This window comes from Mesorhizobium sp. ESP6-5 (assembly GCF_020164695.1).
In the GTDB taxonomy this organism is placed as follows: domain Bacteria; phylum Pseudomonadota; class Alphaproteobacteria; order Rhizobiales; family Rhizobiaceae; genus Mesorhizobium; species Mesorhizobium australicum.
In genome coordinates, this window is record NZ_JAIUGR010000020.1 from 83,918 (window position 1) to 103,750 (window position 19,833).

The 19,833-nt window shown below is 62.0% G+C and carries 13 protein-coding genes, 1 tRNA gene and 1 pseudogene; 9 read left to right on the forward strand and 6 right to left on the reverse strand.

Translation table 11 applies throughout. The annotated features are described in order from the left end of the window. The first annotated feature begins 185 nt into the window (after positions 1 to 185). The 4 genes from LB524_RS27100 to LB524_RS27115 all read left to right on the forward strand — a co-directional run bounded on the left by LB524_RS27100 (position 186) and on the right by LB524_RS27115 (position 4,293). Complete coding sequence (locus tag LB524_RS27100; RefSeq protein WP_023772832.1) at positions 186 to 1,283, forward strand: polyamine ABC transporter substrate-binding protein; 1,098 nt, start codon at positions 186 to 188, stop codon at positions 1,281 to 1,283. A gap of 74 nt (positions 1,284 to 1,357) precedes the next feature. Continuing rightward, positions 1,358 to 2,500 carry an ABC transporter ATP-binding protein gene (locus tag LB524_RS27105; protein WP_224531393.1) on the forward strand — a complete coding sequence of 381 codons (1,143 nt, stop codon included), beginning with the start codon at positions 1,358 to 1,360 and terminating at the stop codon, positions 2,498 to 2,500. A 9-nt stretch (positions 2,501 to 2,509) separates the two neighbouring features. Then, positions 2,510 to 3,478 (forward strand): ABC transporter permease subunit, encoded by a 969-nt coding sequence (locus LB524_RS27110; RefSeq protein WP_140715803.1) that lies wholly within the window; start codon positions 2,510 to 2,512, stop codon positions 3,476 to 3,478. Next, on the forward strand, positions 3,475 to 4,293 hold the full coding sequence (locus LB524_RS27115; RefSeq protein ID WP_015316315.1) for an ABC transporter permease: 819 nt from the start codon (positions 3,475 to 3,477) through the stop codon (positions 4,291 to 4,293). Before LB524_RS27110 ends, LB524_RS27115 begins: the two co-directional genes overlap by 4 nt. A 26-nt stretch (positions 4,294 to 4,319) precedes the next feature. On the opposite strand, the gene LB524_RS27120 is transcribed toward LB524_RS27115, so the two are convergent. Further along, the gene (locus LB524_RS27120) at positions 4,320 to 6,173 is read right to left on the reverse strand and encodes an AsmA-like C-terminal region-containing protein (RefSeq protein WP_140715801.1); all 1,854 of its coding nucleotides are present in this window, start codon (positions 6,171 to 6,173) and stop codon (positions 4,320 to 4,322) included. Between the two features lie 204 nt (positions 6,174 to 6,377). On the opposite strand from LB524_RS27120, the gene LB524_RS27125 reads away from it, so the two are divergent. After that, positions 6,378 to 8,336: an acetoacetate--CoA ligase gene (locus LB524_RS27125; RefSeq protein ID WP_224531397.1), complete on the forward strand. Its 1,959-nt coding sequence runs from the start codon at positions 6,378 to 6,380 to the stop codon at positions 8,334 to 8,336. Between the two features lie 245 nt (positions 8,337 to 8,581). Here the strand turns inward: LB524_RS27125 and LB524_RS27130 are convergent, their stop codons facing one another. Further along, a complete protein-coding gene (locus LB524_RS27130) occupies positions 8,582 to 12,478 on the reverse strand; it encodes a PAS domain S-box protein (RefSeq protein ID WP_224531399.1) in 3,897 nt (1,298 codons plus the stop codon). Between the two features lie 248 nt (positions 12,479 to 12,726). Here LB524_RS27130 and LB524_RS27135 point away from each other — a divergent pair, with 248 nt between their 5' ends. The 3 genes from LB524_RS27135 to LB524_RS27145 all read left to right on the forward strand — a co-directional run bounded on the left by LB524_RS27135 (position 12,727) and on the right by LB524_RS27145 (position 15,105). Continuing rightward, a complete protein-coding gene (locus LB524_RS27135) occupies positions 12,727 to 13,185 on the forward strand; it encodes a phasin (protein WP_015316319.1) in 459 nt (152 codons plus the stop codon). A 351-nt stretch (positions 13,186 to 13,536) separates the two neighbouring features. Next, a tRNA-His gene (locus tag LB524_RS27140) sits at positions 13,537 to 13,613 on the forward strand. 130 nt (positions 13,614 to 13,743) lie between these two features. Continuing rightward, positions 13,744 to 15,105, forward strand: a complete 1,362-nt coding sequence (locus LB524_RS27145; protein ID WP_224531401.1) for a DUF6538 domain-containing protein — start codon at positions 13,744 to 13,746, stop codon at positions 15,103 to 15,105. Positions 15,106 to 15,964: 859 nt separating this feature from the next. Here LB524_RS27145 and LB524_RS28955 read toward each other — a convergent pair. The 4 genes and pseudogenes from LB524_RS28955 to LB524_RS27165 all read right to left on the reverse strand — a co-directional run bounded on the left by LB524_RS28955 (position 15,965) and on the right by LB524_RS27165 (position 19,311). Beyond that, positions 15,965 to 16,661, reverse strand: a pseudogene (locus tag LB524_RS28955) (RraA family protein). Continuing rightward, on the reverse strand, positions 16,658 to 17,776 hold the full coding sequence (locus LB524_RS27155) for a mannonate dehydratase (protein ID WP_140790501.1): 1,119 nt from the start codon (positions 17,774 to 17,776) through the stop codon (positions 16,658 to 16,660). Before LB524_RS27155 ends, LB524_RS28955 begins: the two are co-directional and overlap by 4 nt. Before the next feature lie 4 nt (positions 17,777 to 17,780). Then, a complete protein-coding gene (locus LB524_RS27160) occupies positions 17,781 to 18,566 on the reverse strand; it encodes an SDR family NAD(P)-dependent oxidoreductase (RefSeq protein ID WP_224531403.1) in 786 nt (261 codons plus the stop codon). Further along, complete coding sequence (locus tag LB524_RS27165; protein ID WP_224531406.1) at positions 18,553 to 19,311, reverse strand: FadR/GntR family transcriptional regulator; 759 nt, start codon at positions 19,309 to 19,311, stop codon at positions 18,553 to 18,555. Before LB524_RS27165 ends, LB524_RS27160 begins: the two co-directional genes overlap by 14 nt. Positions 19,312 to 19,483: 172 nt before the next feature. On the opposite strand from LB524_RS27165, the gene LB524_RS27170 reads away from it, so the two are divergent. Then, the coding region (locus LB524_RS27170; protein WP_224531409.1) for a mannonate dehydratase at positions 19,484 to 19,833 on the forward strand (350 nt) is incomplete at its 3' end.

Sequence of the window (19,833 nt, forward strand, 5' to 3'; positions counted from 1 at the left end):
CACGGCGGCGAAAGCTTCTGACGGCATCGCAATTCCTTCCCGCCCCGACCGTGCGGGCGGCCGTCGGCGGCGTGCCGAATGGCGGCCGTCGACCTCTGGAAAGTTCAACAGTCTAAAGCAAATGCCCGGCCGCGCGAGCATGTCGCGACGCGCCGGCAATGGAACACTCACCAAAGGAGAATAGCATGATCCGCAAAGCACTCTGGCTTTCGGCAACCTCGGTATTTCTGGCGCTTTTGACGCCCGCCGGTCACGCCGCGGACCGCGTCGTCAACGTCTTCAACTGGTCGGATTACATCGACAGTTCGATCATCGATGATTTCACCAAGAAAACTGGCATCAAGGTCGTTTACGATACGTTCGATTCCAACGAGATCCTCGAAACCAAGCTGCTCGCCGGCGGCAGCGGCTACGACGTCGTCGTGCCGAGCGGCAATTTCCTGGCCCGCCAGATCCAGGCCGGTGTGTTCCAGAAACTCGACAAGTCGAAGCTGCCGAACCTCTCCAACATGTGGGACACGGTTACGGAGCGCACCGCCAAATACGATCCCGGCAACGAATACTCGGTCAATTACATGTGGGGCACGGTCGGCATCGGCTACAACACCAAGAAAGTGCAGGCAGCGCTCGGCACCGACAAGATCGACAGCTGGGATACCTTCTTCAACCCCGATAGCCTGGCCAAATTGAAGGATTGCGGCGTCTATGTGCTGGATTCTCCATCCGACATCCTGCCGGCGGCGCTGAAGTACCTCGGTCTCGACCCCAACAGCACGTCGCCCGACGATATCGCCAAGGCCGAGGAAGCTCTTCTCAAGGTCCGTCCCTATATCAGGAAGTTCCACTCGTCCGAATACATCAACGCACTTGCCAATGGCGATATCTGCCTGGCGGTCGGCTGGTCGGGTGACGTGTTCCAGGCTCGCAACCGCGCGGTCGAGGCCAAGCAAGGCGTGGAAATCGGCTATTCCGTGCCGAAGGAAGGCGCCCAGATGTGGTTCGATCAGATGGCGATCCCCGCCGACGCGCCGCACGTCGCCGAGGCGCTTGAATTCATCAACTACATGATGACGCCGGAAGTGATCGCCAAGTCGTCGAACTATGTCCTTTATGCCAACGGCAACAAGGCATCGCAGCAATTCGTGGACAAGGCGCTGCTCGACGATCCCTCGGTCTATCCGGACGCCGCGACCTTGCAGAAGCTCTATACCACCCAGCCTTACGATCCCAAGACCCAGCGCATCGTCACGCGCAGCTGGACCAAGATCGTCACCGGCCAGTAGGCAATCCGACGCGACCCCGGCAGCCACTGCCGGGGTCGATTTCTTTTGGGGAATAAAAAGCACGGAGTGGGGATATGAAATCGCTTGGCAGCATCCGCAGGGACTTCGCGCCATGGAACGACCCGAACGCCAAGCCATATATCCAGTTCGACAATGTCACCAAGAAGTTTGGTGACTTTACCGCCGTCAACAATCTGTCGCTGACCATTTTCGAGCGTGAATTCTTCGCTCTGCTTGGCGCATCGGGTTGCGGAAAGTCGACGCTGCTCAGGATGCTTGCCGGCTTCGAGGAGCCGACGGCCGGGCGCATCCTGCTCGACGGCCAGGATCTGCGCGGCATTCCGCCCTATCGCCGGCCGGTCAACATGATGTTCCAGTCCTATGCCTTGTTCCCGCATATGACCGTCGAGAAGAACATCGCCTTCGGTCTCAAACAGGAAGGCATGCCGAAGCCGGATGTCGAGAAGCGCGTCGCCGACATGCTGAAACTGGTCAAGCTCGAGCAGTTCGCCAAGCGCAAGCCGCACCAGCTTTCCGGCGGCCAGCGCCAGCGCGTCGCGCTTGCCCGCTCGGTAGCCAAGCGACCGAAGGTGCTGCTGCTCGACGAGCCGCTCGGCGCGCTCGACAAGAAACTGCGCGAGGAAACCCAGTTCGAACTGATGGATCTGCAGCAGGAGCTTGGTCTCACCTTCGTCGTCGTCACCCATGATCAGGAAGAGGCGATGACGATGGCCGATCGCATCGCCATCATGGATAAGGGCGAGGTGATGCAGGTGGCGACGCCGCCGGAAGTCTATGAAGCCCCGACCTCGCGCTTCGTCGCCCATTTCGTCGGCAACGTGAACATGTTCGAGGGCAAGGTTGCCGAACAGGCGGCCAACACGACGCGCATTACAGGTCCAAGCGGAGCTCAGATCGTCGTCGAGAACGGTGGCGCGGCTGCGAAGGCCAATGCGGATATCGTCTTCGCCGTCAGGCCGGAGAAGATCAGGGTCTCGTCTAAGAAGCCGGCCGATGCCGTCAACGCGCTGGAAGGTGAGGTTTACGACATCGCCTATCTCGGCGACATGACTGTCTATCACGTCAGGCTGGACGACGGGCACATCGTGCGGGCAAGCGCCTTGAACGCGGCCCGTGTGACCGAGGATCCACTGACCTGGAACGACCGTGCCTGGGTGTCTTTCCGGCCCGACGCCGGCGTCGTGCTGGCACGGTAGGGGACGGCCATGTCCAACATCGCCGTTACCGATGCCGCCGCGCCACCGACCGCCGCCAATCCGTTCCTGACGCGGCTCGGTGCCGGCTTCGTCAGCCGGCTCGTCATCATCGTTCCCTATCTCTGGCTGCTGTTCTTCTTTCTTGTCCCCTTTGTCATCGTCTTCAAGATCTCGTTGTCGCAGACGGCTATCGCCATGCCACCCTATACGCCGGTGCTCGATTTCAGGGACGGCGTTTCCGGTTTCTTCGCCGGCTTTCGCGACCTCAACTTCGACAATTATGTCTGGCTGACGCAGGACGCACTCTATTTCAAGGCCTATCTCACCAGCGTGGTCATCGCTGCCATCTCGACGGTGCTGACCCTGCTGGTTGGCTATCCCATCGCCTATGGCATGGCGCGCGCTCCGGCGACAATCCGCCCGACATTGCTGATGCTGGTCATCCTGCCGTTCTGGACGTCGTTCCTGATCCGCGTCTATGCCTGGATCGGCATTCTCAAGCCCGAGGGCCTGCTCAACCAGCTGCTCTTGTCGCTGCACATCATCAACCAGCCGCTGGTGATCCTCAACACCTACACGGCCATCTTCATAGGCATCGTCTATTCCTACCTGCCGTTCATGGTGCTGCCGCTTTATTCGTCGCTGGAAAAAATGGACTATTCGCTGATCGAGGCAGCCAAGGACCTCGGCTGCCCGCCGACGTCAGCCTTCTGGAAGATCACTTTTCCGCTGTCGCTGCCCGGCGTCATAGCCGGCTGCCTGCTGGTGTTCATCCCGGCCGTCGGCGAGTTCGTCATTCCCGATTTGCTCGGCGGCTCGCAGACGCTGATGATCGGCAAGACGCTGTGGAACGAGTTTTTCGCCAATCGTGACTGGCCGGTGTCGTCGGCCGTTGCCGTCATCCTGCTGTTGCTGCTGATCGTACCGATCGTGTTGTTCCAGCATGCCCAGGCCCGCGCGCAGGAGCAGGGCAAATGAACACCACCTGGAGCCGCTTCAACATCACTTCGATCACGCTCGGTTTTGCCTTTCTCTATTTGCCGATCGTGCTGCTCGTCGTCTTCTCCTTCAACGAGTCCAAGCTCGTCACCGTCTGGGGCGGCTTTTCCACCAAATGGTACGTATCGCTGTTCCACAATCAGGGTCTGATGGACGCCGCGTGGGTGACCATCCGCGTCGGTCTGATTTCAGCGACCGTGGCCACCGTTCTCGGCACAATGGGGGCCCTGGCGCTGACCCGCTACACACGCTTCCGGGGCAGGGTCCTGTTCTCCGGCATGATCTTCGCACCATTGGTCATGCCTGATGTCATTACCGGCCTGTCGCTGCTCCTGCTGTTTGTCGCCATCGGCATGGATCGCGGCATGACGACCGTGATCCTCGCGCATATCACCTTCACGATGTGCTTTGTCGCTGTTGTCGTGCAGTCGCGGCTTGTCAGCTTCGATCGCTCGCTGGAAGAAGCCGCCATGGATCTTGGCGCGCCACCTGTGAAGACCTTTTTCCAGATCACCCTGCCAGTCATTCTGCCGGCGATCGTGTCTGGTTGGATGCTGGCCTTCACGCTGTCACTGGACGACCTGGTCATCGCCAGCTTTGCTTCGGGCCCTGGCGCCACCACGCTGCCGATGAAGATCTACAGCCAGGTCCGCCTCGGTGTGACGCCGGAGATCAATGCCGCCTGCACCCTTCTGATCGCGATCGTCACGGTTGGCGTCATCATCGCTTCCGTCGCCAATAAGCGGCGCGAGGTGCAGCGGCAGCTTGACGAGCGGGCCGCGCAACGCGGTTAGAAGCGTTTCAACTGAGGGGCCAGGCCTTATTCGCCCGAAACGCCGCGGCTGATGGGTGAAATGAACGGCGTGCTCCAGGTTCCGCCGACGAAAAACGACGACTGGTTGGGTCCCTGCTGGCCGCTCTTCTGCGTTGCTGGCTGATCCGGCTGGATGACACCGCCCGACAGCGCCAGTCCGCGTCCTGCGTAGGATGCGATGCCGGAAAGCCAGATCTTGTATTTCGCCGAATTGGCCTCGGCCTTGTCCAGTCTGGCCACGCCTCGCGAAATGGTTGCCTTCACTTCGGCGCCATCGATGGGCAGCGTCCCGTCCGAGACATCGTCGAGCGCGAAGAAGCCGCCCTGTTCGGTATGCTTGAGAAAGGCCGGCAGGTTGAACTTGCTGAGCGCGCCAGGGCCAAAGGTCGCCGAGACAGAGCCGTCGGCGTTCTCAAAAACCGAATCCCAGGTCCTTCCTGGTCCCTTGAGGATGACCGAGACGGTGCCCGTGCCGACCGGCACCAGCCGGGTCATCCCGGCCGCGGTGCCGAACGCCCCGCCATCGACATCGGAGGCCAGCAGCCGGATCTCGACCTGGGTGCCCTCGGGCTTGCGGTCGAAACGAAGGCTGGTCTGGATGTTGCCGCCGAAGGCGGACGCGTCGGAGATGTCGAAGACGGAAAGGCCATCCTTGACCTGCGCGGTGGCTGCGACATCGGCAAGCTGGATGCTCCCTGCGGTGGCATGCGCCGCCGACAGCCTGAGATCGAGGTTGACCCGGTCGGCGAAACTCGTGTCGATCTGACCTGGTTCGCCGCTGCTCGCCGGTCCCAGCGACGTGAAGGCGGATAGAAACGACCTGAGGTCGAGCGTGTCGAAGGCAAGCGTGCCCGAGATCACCGGCTGTGCCTCGCCAAGCGACACGTCCAGCGCACCCATGCCCGGATTGTTGTCCAGCGCCAGCGCCGTGTTCTCGAACTTGACGCGTCCGGCCGATGCCGTGACCTTGCTCGAAATGCTGATCGAGCCGATCGCGGCGCTCGGCGCGATGCCCGCCTGCGACCATTCCAGTACGCGGCGCAGCGAAGGTGCCGCGAATTTCACCTGGCCGTCGAAATAGGCGTTTTCGGACATGCTGGCCGTGCCGTCGAAGGAGAAGGTGGCCGGCGCCGCCTTGAAGGACAGGGTCAGCGGCGCCATGCCCCCGGCAAACAGCACCAGCGGCCTCGGCGAGGCAGCATCCACGGTCACGCTTTCGCCACGCCAGATCCCGGTCGCGGACAGTGTTGCATTGCTGTTCATCGCCGCCCAGTTGGCCTGGCCGCTAAGACTGCTCAGGATCTCTTCATCCTTGCCGTTGACGGACGCCACCATGCGGCCGTCCCTGAACTCCACAGTGCCGAACGTGTCGGCCGGCAGCTTGTCGAGGTCGGGCTTGGCGGGGTCGGCGTTGACCAGGCCACGGGCCGCATCGATGGAGCGCGCGATGCGCCCGCCGGTCGGCGCCGTGGGCAGGAACAGACCGTCCGCCGTGCGCTGGACCCGGATCGTCGGCCGCACCAGCCGTGCCGTGGAAAACACCACATCGCCCTGCAATGCCGCCATGGCCGAGAGGTCGACTTCGACCCGTTCGGCTTCGACGACCGGCGGCGCATCGCCGTCGGTCCATTTTGACAGCGTCACATCGGTCAGGATCGCGCGGAAATTCGGCCAGACCTCGATTCGTGGCGACCCCTCGATGGCAACCCGAAAGCCACTCCAGGCGCTCAATTCCCACGCGATGCGGTCACGCACGATCCGCGTCGAGGCGATCAGCGGCAGGGCCGCGACCACCAGAGCGATGACGATCGCGGCAGCGCCGATCGCCCATACTCCGCGGCGGATCAAGGATGATGGCATATAGCCCCGTATGCTTCCATTCCGACAAAAACGAGCGTCCGACGGGTATAACCCCTGTCGTCACTACGACTTAGGGCCGACGCATTTCAAGTCTTTATGGCCCGGCGATGGCATTTGCGCACACCTGACCGCATCGGCCCAACAAAATCTTGCTCTGCCGCGCAGCGATATGCATAAGCGATGGCGACCGTGGGAGGATCGATCATGGCTGGCGAACTACCGCTCTGGACCCCGACGCAAGACCAGATTGATGCCTCGCCATTGACCGCTTTCATGAAGGCCGCGGCAGCGAGTACCGGCAGTCCATTCTCGTCCTATGCCGACCTCCACCTCTGGTCGGTCGAGAACCGGGAGGCGTTCTGGGGTCTCGTCTGGGATTTCTGCGGTCTTGAAGGCGACAAGGGTGAACGACTGCTGCTCGACGGCGAGAAGATGCCCGGCGCCTCTTTCTTTCCGGACGCGTCTTTGAATTTCGCCGAAAACCTTCTGAAAAAGACCGGCGCTGGCGAGGCCATCGTCTTTCGCGGCGAGGACAAGGTCGAGAGGCGGCTGTCGTGGAATGAACTGCATGGCCTGGTCTCGCGCCTGCAGCAGCTTTTCCTGTCGCTCAAGGTGAAGAAGGGTGACCGTATAGCGGCGATGATGCCCAACATGCCCGAAGCCGTCGCCGCCATGCTGGCGGCGGCCTCGATCGGGGCGGTGTGGTCATCCTGTTCTCCCGATTTCGGCGAGCAGGGCGTGCTCGATCGGTTCGGCCAGATCGAGCCAGTCATCTTCATCGCGCCGGACGGCTATTGGTATAATGGCAAGGCGATCGAGGTCGCCGACAAGATCAAGGCGGTCGCGGCCAGGCTCGGCGGCGTCCGCAAAGTCCTGCTCGTCGACTATCTCGGCACCTCCGCCGACGTGGCTGATACCATCGACAAGGCGGTGGCGATGGAAGAGGCCCTGTCGCCCTTTGCCGTCAGGCCCGTCACCTTCGAGCGGCTGCCGTTTTCGCATCCGCTCTACATCCTGTTTTCGTCCGGTACCACCGGCGTTCCCAAATGCATCGTCCATTCGGCCGGCGGCACGCTCATTCAGCATGTCAAGGAACACCGGTTGCATGCCGGCCTCGGCGATGGCGATCGCTTCTTCTATTTCACCACCTGCGGCTGGATGATGTGGAACTGGCTGGTTTCGGGCCTCGCTTCCGGCGCCACGTTGCTGCTCTACGACGGTTCTCCGTTCTATCCCGACGGCAATGTGCTGTTCGATTTCGCCGATGCCGAGAAGATGACCTTTTTCGGCACCTCGGCCAAGTTCATCGATTCCGTGCGCAAGGCCGGCCTCAAGCCGATCCGCAGCCATGATCTGTCGACGATACGCGCCATATCCTCCACCGGATCGCCGCTTTCGCCCGAGGATTTCCGCTTCGTCTATGATGGCATCAAGAAGGACGTGCACCTTGCCTCGGTGTCCGGGGGCACCGATATCGTCTCGTGCTTCGTGCTAGGCGTGCCGACCCAGCCGGTCTGGACCGGCGAGATCCAGGGGCCGGGCCTCGGCCTCGCCGTCGACGTCTGGGACGATGACGGCAAGCCGGTCCGGCAGGAGAAGGGGGAGCTGGTGTGCACCAGGGCTTTCCCTTCCATGCCGATCGGCTTCTGGAACGATCCCGACGGCAGGAAATACCAGGCGGCCTATTTCGAGCGTTTCGACAATGTCTGGTGCCATGGCGATTTCGCCGAATGGACCGATCATGGCGGCATGGTCATCCATGGCCGCTCCGACGCGACGCTCAACCCCGGCGGTGTGCGCATCGGCACGGCCGAGATCTACAACCAGGTCGAGCAGATGCCGGAAATCCTCGAGGCGCTGTGCATCGGCCAGGATTTCGACAATGATGTGCGCGTCGTGCTGTTCGTGCGGCTTGCCGCCGGCGTCAAGCTCGACGACGATCTCGAAAAGCGCATCCGGGCCAAGATCCGCAGCGGCGCCAGCCCACGCCATGTTCCGGCCAGGATCGTCGCCGTCTCCGACATCCCCCGCACCAAGTCGGGCAAGATCACCGAGCTTGCGGTGCGCGACGTGGTCCACGGCCGCGCCATCAAGAACAAGGAAGCGCTGGCCAACCCGGAAGCGCTGGAACTGTTCCGCGACTTGCCGCAGCTCGCGCAGTGACCACGACCGCCATGGTTAACGAAATATGTCGCACGAATTTACCTAGATTTCACGAGTGGTACACATTCGTAAATTTTTTGGCGCCCCGGTAAGGACTTGTTAAGGCCCGGCGTCGATAGTCGCACGTAACTTGAGGGAGAAATCCCGTTCCTCAGCCCCGAGGATCTGAATTCAGCTCAAGCCCCGTTGTGACAGCAATCCAATTTCCTAAGGCGTCCTTACCGGGCGCCTTTTTTCTTGGCTTGCTATTCCGCGAGCACCCGGGTCGAGGGAAACGCAACCTCCACCAGCGTGCCTTCGCCGGGCGTCGAATTGATGGTGAAGCGGGCGCGGTTGGCTTCCACCATCGCCTTGGTCAGCGGCAGGCCAAGGCCGGTGCCGTCGCCGCGCCCACGCTTCAGCGCATTGATCTGCTTGAACGGCTTCAGCGCCTGCTCGATCTCGGCCTGGCTCATGCCGATGCCGGTGTCGCGGACCCGCATGACGACGTCGCCCGAGGTCTCGTAGGCGGTCGAGACGATCACCTGGCCGCCGGCCTGGGTATAGCGCACGGCGTTGGACAGGATGTTGAGCGCGATCTGGCGCACGCTGCGCAGGTCCGCCACCACTTCCGGCAGCCGCGAGGCGAAGCTGGAGCGGATGATGACGCGTTCGCGGTTGGCCTGGGGCTGCATCATCGCCACGGTTTCGGCCAGTGTATCGTTGAGCGACACCGCCTCATAAGCCATTTCCTGCTGGCCGGCCTCGATCTTCGAGATATCCAGGAGGTCGTTGACCAGATCGAGCACGTGGTTGCCCGAGCGGTTGATGTCGCGCAGATAATCGCGGTAGCGGTCATTGGCCACCGGCCCGAACTTCTCGTCGACCATCAGTTCGGAAAAGCCGATGATGGCGTTGAGCGGCGTGCGGATCTCATGGCTGATGCGGGCGAGGAAATCTGTCTTCTGCGAGGAGGCGCGTTCGGCCACCGCGCGCGCCTGGGTGAGATCCTCTTCGGCTCGCTTCCACTGCGTGATGTCGCGCACCACGGCACAGAAGCCGCTGTCGTTGGGCAACCGGCCGATGGTCATGAACAGCGGGATGAAGCGTCCCTGTGCTTCGCGGCCGATCACCTCGCGGCCGTCATTCAAGACGCTCGCCACACCAGGCTCCGACAGGCCGGTGAGATAGTCGCGCGCCGCGCGCTGGCTCTCGATGGCAAACAGCGAGGCGAAGGGCTTGCCGGTCACCTCGTCGCTGTCGAAACCGAACAGCGCCTCGGCCGGGCGGCTGATCGAACGGATGGTGCCGTCGCTGCCGATCAGCACGACCCCGTCGGTAGCTGTGTCGATGATGGTGCGCATCTCGGCGATGCGTGCCTTGAGCTCAGAAATGTCGGGCTGCGTCGGCTCCTCGCCGATCGCATGCGCTGCCGCGGGCGCATCATCCTCGCCGGAACGGCGAACGACCAGCATCAGGGCCTTGCCGTCGCGCCAGGGCACGGAGCGCAGGATGGCGTCGATCGGGAATTCCTGCCCGTCGCGCGTCTTCAGCCGCAGCGCCCGGTCGCTGCCGTCGGAGGCGCCGTCATCGGCATAGGGATCGGCAAACAAAGCGCCGAGGCCGCCCGCATCCTCGAGGTCCTCCAGCGTCGCGTACCTGGTCAGGTCGAGGAATTCCTCGTTGGCATAGTGCAACTGGTCGCCTGAATGGATGATCAGCGGCACCGGCAGCTTGCCGAGCAGCGATGTATCGGGCGTCTTGTTTTCTGTGCCGACGGAAAAAGCCGACGGCATGAACCCTTCGGTCTTGAGCGGCGGTACCTGCAGCCGTGGCGGCTGGATGAGCGTCTCGGCCGCGTGATGCGTGCCGCCGGTTCCGCCGGTGGCCGCAATCGCTTGATCGCCGGATGCAGTTGCTGCGTCGCCGGCCCAATCCTCGTCATCCTCGGCGTCGCGAAAATCGTCTGACGTCATGCTGTCGTCATCGGCCGGTGCCTGGGCAGGTTCTGCCTGCGCCGCAGCCTCGCCATCCTCGGCCGTCGCCGCCTCTTTGTCGCTATCGTGGGCGGCATAGTCGAGCAGGGAGCCCGAGGCCTCCGGCGGCGGGTATCCGGAGGCCGGCGCCTGTTGTTCGGCCTGGTCCGGTTGCGCACCGTCGAGCCGCGCCAGATCCCTCTGATCCTCGGCATCGCTTGGGGAAAATTCGCCCGCATCCGGCTCGTCTTCCGCATCGGGCGCTGGTATCTCATGCGCCGGGCCGCTCGCCGGTTCCTGGCTCGAGCCTGCTGGTCCGGCATTCGGGTTGGCGATATCCGCCCGCGGCTTCGCATCGGCCTCCGGCTTGGCCGCGTCGAGCGGCGCGGGCAAAGACCCTGCTCCGGCACCTTGTTCCGCCTGCCTTGCCCGCTCGGCTCCCGCCGGCGGCTCTGCCGTGGAACTATCTCTTTTCAGCCGCTCGCCGATCTCGCGGAATGCGCTGCGTTCCAGCGAGGACAGCCCCTTGTCGTTGGCCGGCTGCCGGTGTTCGGCCAACCGGATGACCTTGTCGGCAAAGCGCCGCTCCGGTTTCGGGACGATGGTCAGCGCCGGCACTTCGCCCTTGAACGGATCCGATGCCTTTGGTTCTTCGGCCTTTGGGTCTTCCGGCACTGTCTCTACGGCTTCCGGCTTGGGTGCCGCCGGCATCTCGCCATTGGGCACCAGGGCCATGCCGATCGCTTCCGGATCGACGACCGCATCCCCGCTTCGCGCGACGCCGAAGCCGCGAAAGCCTTCGAAGGCGCGGCCGCGCCCATAGACAGGCAATGCCGCCAGGTCGACAGGGATCTTCAGGTCGGTACCGACGACCGGCCACAGCACCGAGCGGCCGGACCAGGTGTCGCGCCGCTCCAGCAGGCCGGAGATCTCGCCGGATGCATCAAGGCCGAAGGCCGCCGCCACATCCCGGAAGCGCCGGCCGATCACGTCGGCGGCCGGATGGCCGACGATATCGGCGAATTCCGGCGACAGGGCGCTGAACTTACCCTCGGCGTCGGTCCGCCAGACAAAACGCAGCGGTGCGGCCGAGCGGTCTATCGTCCGGGTGGCCACGGTCGCGGTCGGGGCTACAGGCGAGGTGGCCTCGTCCTGCTTTACGCTGTGCGCCGCAGCTTCGGTGCCGACCGCCTCTGCCACGCGTTTCGGTTCGGGCGCGGCTGGCGCGTCGTCTTCTCCGGCATTGAAATACCAATGATCGTGCTGCCCCGGCGTGCCCGCCGCCGGCTGATCATTGTCGGCGGCAACGGGTGTCGGCCCGGCCGGCTCCTCGATTTCCTGCGCTGTCGGTTCCGGCATATCGCCAGCCATGGGCCCGGAAGGGACGTGTTCGTGCTCGGTCGCGGCAACGGCGGGCAACCGCTCGCTCGCCTCTGTCGCGGCGGTTGCCGCCATCCGAACGCCAACCTCCTCGGCGGGGCTTTCCGTGGTCGCGGGCGAACCGTCCGCCGGAGCCGCGCTGTCCTCGAGTTGGTCCTCGTCTATCACCACCAGCAGATGCCGCTCCGGCGTCAGGCGGGCGAGGCCGGCGGGGTAGGAGGTCCTGCCGCCCGGAACGAGGCGCTTGACGATGCGCTCGCCCTCGGCCGCGACGTCGGCCACCAGGGCGGCCAGTGTCGCGGGCTGGATGCCGAGCGCCGAAAATCCCTCCGAGGCGGCCTCGACATTGCCCTTGGCATCGATGAAGGCGATGAAATGGCCGTCTTCGGTAAAGCCGCTGATTGCCCGGCCGGCGATCTCGGCGGCACTGCGCGAGCCGGTCTGCGCGGCCGGCACCGCCAGCATGATGGCATTCTCGCCGTCGGGTAGCGTCACGGCACTGGCAAGAAAGCCGACGGCGCGACTGGTCATGCCGGTCGCCAGGCGCACGGTAATCGATCGATCGACGCCGATCTGGGGAAAACCGCTGGTCGCCATGATCTGGCGGCGTGCGATCAGCGGCAGCCGCGCCGAAGCCCCGATGATCGCTTCGATATCGGGATAGCCGAACATGGCGGCGCCCGGCCCGTTGGCCCAGATCACCTGCTCGAGGTCCACCGACAGGATCGCGATTGCGTCGCCGGCGGCAAACCGCTGGCGGACCGCGTCAAGCACGGCGACGTCGAGGAAGGAATATTCGGACGGCATGCGCTTGGCGAACCCTCACGGAGCGGCGAATTTGCAGTTAACGCTTTGTTAATAAAAGCCGCAGCCACGAAGGTCCACAAGCCAGAACGTGCAAAGGCTGAATTTTGGCCGTTTGGTTAACGGCCGAAAACATTTTTTTGTGCACTGCAACAAAGATATTGCAATGCACAAGATTTGCCTTTATATTGCCATCATACATGAACGAGACGGCTTTCTGTCAAAGCCGCTGCCGCTGAAAAGGATGGAAAATGTCCAGGACCAAGACCGCCGAGACGATCGAAAACGTTGAATTCCCGAGCTTCGACGCTTCCAAGGCCACCGACCAGATGCGCGCTTTCGCCGAAAAGGGCGTTGAGCAGTCGAAGGAGGCCTACGCCAAGCTCAAGACCGGTGCCGAGGAAACCCAGAAGGCCCTGGAGTCGACCTACGAAACCGCCAAGGCTGTTTCCAGCGACCTGTCGCTCAAGACCATCACCGCGCTGCGCGCCAACGCCGAGGCCGGCTTCTCGCATCTCGAAGCCCTGATCGGCGCGAAGTCGCTGTCGGAAGTCATCGAGTTGCAGACCGCGTTCCTGCGTAAGCGCGTCGAACTGACCGTCGAGCAGGCCAAGGACTTCCAGGCCGTTGCCTCCAAGGCGGCCGAGGACGTCTCGAAGCCGATCAAGACCGCCTTCGAGAAGGCGATCAAGGAAATCAAGGCCGCCTAACAAGTGCGCATCGTCCGCGGATGCAACAAAAGGTCGCATTTTGTCGGACAAATAGATGTGAGACAGTGGCGACCGAGCGAATACCCGGCGAGTGGAACCTCCTCCCTCTGCTCTTCGGGGTGACCAGCCAGCACCTCCTCCCGCTGGCTCGTAACAGGAAAAGGCCGGCACCTCCTCCCGCCGGCCTTTTTCTTTGCCCGGCGAAAGGGGCGCCGCTGTAGGGAAGTGGCCTTTGCTTTGCAAAAGCCTTGAATTAGAATTCATAAGCCCGTAAGGACGCATCGCCGAACGAAAGAGCGGATCGCGGAGAGTGAACCTTCCACCCCGATCCTGCTACTAACGTTAAGACGTGCCGTTGTAGCTCAGATGGTTAGAGCGCCGGATTGTGGATCCGGAGGTCGCTGGTTCGATCCCAGCCAACGGTACCACTAGCACTCTCCATCAAACGCTTGATATTATTGCATAAAATTTCGAATTCTGCCGAGGCTATTGCCCCGCTTTGAGCTTTTGTGCTACCTATTGTGCTACCTATTGTGCTACAAATGGTACGCTTTAGACATGGGAAGACGTCGCGAAGAGCAAGACCCTGACCGCTTCCTTAGGGTGCGAGGCAGCCATTTTCACTACTACCGCCGCGTCCCAAAGGAACTCCGGGATCTCGATGAGCGTGGTGAATTCGTTCGTCGCGCCTTGGACACGATTGACCGGTCGAAGGCGCGAACTGCCCGCGATCTTCATGAGGCTGCCGACAACGCGCTTTGGTCCTCCCTTATGGGGGGAGACAATCCTCAAGCCGCACGCATTCGATACCAGCGAGCGATCAAACGCGCGGAAGCCTTGGGGTTCGTTTACCGGCCGCTCGCGGACATCCTTATTGCCGAGCCGCTCGACACAATCTTGCAGCGGGTCGAAGCCACGATTGGAAAACCTCACAGCTCACCACTGATCGACGCGGTCAGCGGTGCGGTAGCCCCTCCTGACGATAAGATATCAGAGGCGCTGCAACTCCACTTCACCGAGATCGCTCGCGACGAAATCCGCACAAAAAGCCCAGACCAAAGAAAACGCTGGAAGGCAAAACGCCGAATGAGCGTCGATGTCTTCATCGCCTTACTCGGCGACAAGCGGATGAGCGAGATCACCCGAGACGACGCGCGTGCCGTTCACAAATATTGGCTGGACCGAATTGCCCCTGAGAAGGGAAGGGCAGACCGCTCGGCGTCGACCGGCAACCGAAATATGGGCAATCTCCGGACCCTGTACGCCGACTACTATCGGCATATTGGGCTTCCCGAGCAGAAGAACCCCTTCGCCGACCTGTCATTCAGCGATAAGTCGAAGCGCTCTCGGCCCCCATTTCCAACTGACTGGATTCGCGACAAGATATTTGCACCTGGCGCGTTGGCGACGCTCAATGACGAGGCACGCGGCATCGTGCTTGCCTTCGCGGAAACGGGTGCCAGGCCAAGCGAACTCGCCAACCTCCACTCCGGTGTCATCCATCTTGATCACGAAGTGCCCCACATTTCGATCGAGCCACGTGACGACCCCGATGATCCGCGCGAGATCAAGACCGCGTCATCGATACGCAAGGTACCTCTGATCGGTGTCGCTCTCGAGGTGTTCAAGAAGCATCCGAAGGGCTTTCCGCGCTACAAGGATCGTGAGGCGTCCTTATCAGCGCTGCTCAACAAGCACTTCGAGACCCACGAATTGTTCCCAACCAACAATCACACGGTTTATTCGCTGCGGCACTCCTTCGAAGACCGTATGAAGAATGCCAGGCTGGACGAGGAACTGCGTCGTATGCTGATGGGCCATACAATTGACCGGCCAAAATATGGCGAGGGCGGTGACATGAAGATGTGGCAGGAAGAACTCATGAAGATCGCTCTGCCCTTTGATCCCGCGATCGTTTAGCGCGCTGTCGCACCGCCGCAAGCCGATCCTGCTTCGCCTGGTAGTCCTGCTGCGCGCGTTCGAGATAATCGTATAACGGGAGCCATGCCTCACCCTGCGCATCACGCGCGACGATGATCTCGGCAACGCGATCGAGCGCGCGCTCAATTCGCTCAACCGTGATCGGCCGCGCTGTTGGCGAGCGCCGCTTCACGGTCCATCCTTTCTGGTCCTCCTCGCACAAAGCATATCGTCTGAGTAAGCGGACTTTTAGCAGTACGGGAAGGGTGTGCCTCTGGTCGGCGGCGACCGGCGGCTGCGGCGTACATTTCGGACAAATCGCTGACCATACCGGCTAAGAGAGGGTAGCCTCAGAGCGCTACCGCCAATACAGCGCTGCAACTGAGTTCGTCTGTTGAAGCGACTTCGCAAGCGAGGCCAGCAGGTTCAAATCCTATCCCCGGCAACCACTTTCATCATAAATCAATAACCGTCCCGGTCTAACCGGGGCGGTTTTTGCGTCCCGGGCAACTCAATCGCTGCGGCGCGCCAGAGGACGCATCCCCCCGCAAAGGTAGTGGTTGTTTTATTGTGGACGGTTACAGGTGCTCGATTTGGGTAGGTAGGGAACCAGGGTCCGATGTCGGAAACGGCAGCTTTGCGCCTCTATGGTAGTCGTTCGGCCAGTGGTACAGTTTCCTAGAAGCGGACGCTCAGACAGCAGTGACATATTTGCTAGTATTCTCTTGGCAATTGTTCTGAACGTTGGGAAGGGGGATAAAGCGCAGCAGACATCTTTGGAGAGGCGTGCAATGGCGCAAATAGGTGGGTTTGCTTGGTGCACCACTGCGTGCAGTCATCCCGTCGATCAAGCGACTGGTCACATGATTCCGAAGGTTCTGTAGGCTTCGACCGCGCACATACCCCCGCGGATTGCCTCGGCAACAAGCTTCTCACCGCGAGCCTTTTCAAGCGCCAGCCGCACCACCTCCTCTTCCGCATGGCGCGGGATGACGAGGACACCTTCCTTGTCGCCAAACAGCAGAGCCCCCGTCTCGATCCGCACGCCGCCGATCTCCAACGCGCACCGATAGTCGATGACCTTACCGCGCACGCCCTGGTCCTGTGCGTAGTAGCCGGTGCAGAAGCAGGGGAAGCCGAGCGCTTTGATCCGTGTCGCGGACGAAACCGTCGACCAGCGCGCCATGGGCGCCGAGGATTTTCGCGCGCGTCGACATCAGTTCGCCCCATAGCGCATAGCGCGGCGAGGCGCCGCTGGCGACATAGATCTCGCCAGGCTTGAGATCATCCAGCGCTTCGAACATCAGCCCGAACGGCTTGGTCATCAGACGATTGTGCGTCGGTTCATTGGAGAAAAAGATGTGGGATTCGAGCACCGGCATGGCCCGGCCGAGCAGCCGCGTCTTCTCGTCCACCGGCTTGAACAGGGGCGGAAGGAACTGATGCCGCAGCCCGAGTGTATCCATGACGTGACCAACTACGGCGACGAAAAGTTCGTCCTCGAACAGCCGGTACATTTCGGTGTCGTCGGCATAGGGGCGCTTCGATGTGGTCATGAGGCTTGACTCCAGCCGGTCGTGGATTGTGTGTTGTGCGAAGGCCCTAGCGCCGCGGCGTTTTGGACCAGCGCACGCATGTAACCGAGTGCAAAGGCCTTGCCAGCGTGCCAGGGCGCATCGCAGGACATTTCGGGCGTATGGTCGGGGATCAGGACGCCGTGATAGCTTTCATCGCGCAGGATTCGAACAATTTCGGCCATATCGATATCGCCGTCATCGACGAACGTCTCGTGGTAGGTCGGCACCTTGCCGCGTACGTTGCGGAAGTGGATGTAGCCGATGCGTCCGCTTCGGGCGAAGCGCCGGACATGCGAGTAGATGTCATCCGTGCCGGGCATTTCCTGGAGTGAACCGAGGCAGAGCTCCAGCCCGTTGGACGGCGAATCGACTATGCCCATGAGCCGGTCGTATTTCTCCGGCCGATTGACGAGACGCGCGGCACCGCGCAGTGCCTCTGTCGGCGGATCATCCGGATGCGCAGCCAGCATGACACCCGCCTCTTCGGCCACCGGCACGATCTCGCGCAGAAAGACACCAAGCCGCTGCCAGAGTTCTTCGCTGCTGACCTGCACCGGTTCGGCATCCGGCCGGCCGGCGCGGTAGCGCATATTCCAGACGACGCCGTCCGGCAGGGACAGATCGGGGTCTATGGCGGTGAGGTCGAGCCCCACCGATATCGCCTCGCCGCGCGCGAACGCTCCGCGCGACCAGCCCCAGACGCCGGCTATTGAGAAGTTATAGCCGATGCAGGGAATGCCGGCACGTCCGGCATCGCGGACCAGGCGCTTCAGCCCTTCGATCTGCTTCGCCCTGTCGGGTCCGCCGAGCAACACATCGGACCAGAAGCGGGGCGAGAAATTCTCGATCGCGGCGAGTTCCAGGCCGTTGTCGCGCACGGCTGTCACCAGGCCGGCGAAATCCTCGTAGTTCCAAAGTTCGTCGGTGGAGCAGTCACCCCAGCCCTCCTTCTCGCTGCCGGCGGACAGCGAAGGATCGCGGCCGCGAAAATAGTTTGTGAGGTGGGCGACGATGTGGGTGGCGCCTGCCTGCCGGGCGAAACGGAAATTGCTTTGGGTAAGCGATTCCCGGTAAAGGCCAAGACCAATCTTCACGGTCTTACTTCACGCCGATACCGGCGGTGAGGCCGCCATCTATCTTGTAGTCGGCGCCTGTGCAGAAGCCGGCCTTCGATGAGCACAGGAAAGCGATGAGTTCCGCCACTTCCTCCGGTTCGCCGATGCGGCCGAGCGGATGGGCCGCGCCGAAGCGCCTGTAGGCCTCTTCCACGTCGGCATCGCTGCCGCCGTCGCCACGCGCGGCCTTTTCGAGGATCGGTGTGCGGATCGAGCCCGGGCTGACCGAATTGACCCTTATGCCGGACGCGGCATAGTCGAGTGCCAGCGAACGCGTCAGCGTGTGGATGGCGCCCTTGGTCGTGGCATAGGCGGCAACGTTCTGCTGACAGGCGAAGCCCTGCACCGAAGCGACGTTGACGATGGCGCCGCCGCCACGCTTGATCATTTCCGGGATGCCGAAATGGGCGGTCAGATAGATCGAGCCGACATTGACCGTCATAGCCCGGTTCCACGTTTCCCAGTCGGTTGTCGTCGCCGTTCCGTAGGGATGCACCGCCGCCGAATTGACGATGACGTCTATGCCGCCGAATTTCGCCACGCCGGCCGCGACCGCGTCGCGAACCTGCTCGGAAACGGAGACGTCAACCGTTTGCACCAGCGCATCGGCTCCGGACTTGGCGAGGCTTTCCTGCATGGCGGCGTTGGCCGCGCTGTCGATCCCGCAGGCGACGATCGCGGCGCCCCCAGCCGCCAGGCGTTTGGCGGTTGCCAGGCCGATACCGGTCGTGCCGGTGATCAACGCGACCTTGTTTTCAAAGTGAGTCATTGTGCAAATCCTTGGAAGAAGTCGGGCCTGGCATAGTCGGGGAGGTCCGTGCGTTTTCGAGGTCGTCGGGTACGAAGCGCAGCCCGAAATCGAGATGCCGGCTCATCAAATAGCTATAGGCAATGCGGTCGCGCGCGCGAAGCGCGGCAATGATCTCGCCATGGGCGTGGCGTGTTTCATTCAACACCGGCCGTATCGATTTGCCGACTGACATGATGTGCAGGATAACCGGCGACAGGAACTGGTAGGTCTGCACCAGCATGCGGTTGCCGGCGAGCTTCATCAGCGCCAGGTGGAAGTCAAAATCGCGCTGCGCGGCTTCCTGGACATCCTTGCTGGTTGCGATCAGGTCGTTGACCTCGTCTAGGACCTCGAGTTCAGCGGCGCTGGCATTGAGGATGATGTGGTCGCCAATGCTCACCTCGATGATGCGGCGGAACCCCTGTATGTCATGAAACGAGGTCCTCGAAATATCCATCTGTGCGGCGAAGAAGTTCTGGATCGCGACATTCTGGCGGTCCGCCAGCACCGCGCCGACACGCGGCTTGGGATCGATAAGGCCATAGGTGCGGATGGTGCGCAGCGCTTCGCGTATCGTGTTGCGGCTCGCGCCGAACAATTCGCCAAGTTCCCGTTCGGTGGGCAGGATGTCACCCACCGACATGGCGCGGGTGCGAATAAGGTCGAGGATCTGCCGGACAGTCTGGTCGACAGCCGAACTGCTGTCTCCGGCATCTTGCTCCAAGAGGTGACCTCCCTGTAATTTGTTGGACCAACTTAGAGCGGACCAGCAAAAAAAATCAATGGATTCTTATCTAGAGGGCCCTTAGAGAGATGACTTGCGGTCAACTTGTAGGCGTGTTGACAGGCCTGTGGTCCAACAATATGGGTTCCGCATAAACGTCCAGGGAGGCTTCATGGAACAGTGTTGGCGTTGGTACGGTCCCGATGATCCGGTGACGCTTGAACATGTCAAACAGGCTGGCGCCACCGGCGTGGTTTCAGCGCTTCACCATATCTATGATGGCAGGGCCTGGCCTGAGGCCGATGTGCTCGAACGCAAGCGCATCATCGAGGCGGCTGGGTTGACCTGGTCGGTCGTCGAGAGCATTCCGGTTCACAATTCCTTCAAGATCGGCGCGCCGGAGCGCGAGCGCTATGCCGGCTATTATCGCGACAGCATCCGCGCTCTCGCGAAGGCCGGAATCCAGACGATCTGCTATAATTTCATGCCTGTGGTCGACTGGACTCGCACCGACCTGGCCTA

Excerpts from the sequence above, each read along its gene's own strand:
- LB524_RS27125 (WP_224531397.1), top strand. The coding sequence starts at position 6,378 with ATGGCTGGCGAACTACCGCTCTGGACCCCGACGCAAGACCAGATTGAT.
- LB524_RS27160 (WP_224531403.1), bottom strand. The coding sequence starts at position 18,566 with ATGACTCACTTTGAAAACAAGGTCGCGTTGATCACCGGCACGACCGGT.
- LB524_RS27130 (WP_224531399.1), bottom strand. The coding sequence starts at position 12,478 with ATGCCGTCCGAATATTCCTTCCTCGACGTCGCCGTGCTTGACGCGGTC.
- LB524_RS27105 (WP_224531393.1), top strand. The coding sequence starts at position 1,358 with ATGAAATCGCTTGGCAGCATCCGCAGGGACTTCGCGCCATGGAACGAC.
- LB524_RS27135 (WP_015316319.1), top strand. The coding sequence starts at position 12,727 with ATGTCCAGGACCAAGACCGCCGAGACGATCGAAAACGTTGAATTCCCG.
- LB524_RS27110 (WP_140715803.1), top strand. The coding sequence starts at position 2,510 with ATGTCCAACATCGCCGTTACCGATGCCGCCGCGCCACCGACCGCCGCC.
- LB524_RS27100 (WP_023772832.1), top strand. The coding sequence starts at position 186 with ATGATCCGCAAAGCACTCTGGCTTTCGGCAACCTCGGTATTTCTGGCG.
- LB524_RS27120 (WP_140715801.1), bottom strand. The coding sequence starts at position 6,173 with ATGCCATCATCCTTGATCCGCCGCGGAGTATGGGCGATCGGCGCTGCC.
- LB524_RS27115 (WP_015316315.1), top strand. The coding sequence starts at position 3,475 with ATGAACACCACCTGGAGCCGCTTCAACATCACTTCGATCACGCTCGGT.
- LB524_RS27145 (WP_224531401.1), top strand. The coding sequence starts at position 13,744 with ATGGGAAGACGTCGCGAAGAGCAAGACCCTGACCGCTTCCTTAGGGTG.